Origin of the sequence: Bartonella sp. AP40SXNS (assembly GCF_042195825.1) — a bacterium.
Taxonomy (GTDB): domain Bacteria; phylum Pseudomonadota; class Alphaproteobacteria; order Rhizobiales; family Rhizobiaceae; genus Bartonella.
This window is the reverse complement of the sequence record NZ_JBHIPB010000095.1, coordinates 1-896: the sequence shown is the minus strand read 5'-3', so window position 1 is coordinate 896 and position 896 is coordinate 1. Positions and strand designations below refer to the sequence as shown.

Here is an 896-nt window from a genome sequence, read left to right as displayed (position 1 = left end):
TAGACACGGCGCTGTTCTAGATAGTCAGTACGACGATAGGAGCGCTCTACTTGTCCTCCTACTGTATGACTTAGAATAGTTTCAGCGACCTCATAGGGGGCATCGGTTGTTTCTGCTAGCCAATCGCGTAAACTAGAGCGAAAACCATGCGGGCAGGCTTCAAGTTTATTGTCTCTCATATATTGAGCCATACACTTCTCAGCGAGGGGACCGCGACCTTTAGCAGAAAAAAAGAAATCATTACGAGAAAGCAATCGTGCTTGTTTTAAAATGTCTAATGCTTCAGTTGATAAAGGCACGCGAAACTCTGTTGTGGCATCACGCTTGCCTTTCATATTTTCAGCAGGTATGGTCCATATATCCCCATCAATTTGATCTTTATGAATATGACGTAAAGGATTGGTACGAACACCTGTCAGAATAAGCAAACGCAAAGCCAGTTGTGTTATGGTTGATGCTTCACAGAGTGTTTTATAAAAAGCCGGAACCTCTCTCCAATCCATGGCTGGTCTATTAGTGACCTTATGGCGTTGTTTTCCTAAGAGAGCTTTTGCTTTTTCTACAGCTTGTAAATCAACATCTACACCTAATGCAGCCGCATGTTTGAGACAAAGATTAAGACGTATCAATGCTGTTCGAGCAATTACAGCCTTTGTATGCCAAATGGGAGAAAGGGTATTGCGTATCTCTGTTTGCGTAATCTCTGAAACGGGTAAACAGCCTAATTTAGGGAGAATATGAAGGCGTAAAGGTGTAAACCATTTACCATTTTTACCATCACCTTTTAATTCAGCTTTACGAGTTTCAAAAGTATCTAGTGCAATATCTTTTAAGTAATGGAGATTGCTTATTGCCTCACGCTTTTGTTTTTCACGTTCTTTAATAGGGTCACGCCC

1 protein-coding gene is annotated in these 896 nt (G+C 41.4%); it reads right to left on the bottom strand.

Features of this window, described 5'->3' with window-relative positions; genetic code table 11:
• Positions 1 to 896, bottom strand: an 896-nt coding sequence (locus tag ACFILZ_RS09955) for a tyrosine-type recombinase/integrase (RefSeq protein ID WP_375611073.1), incomplete at both ends; no start/stop codon positions are given.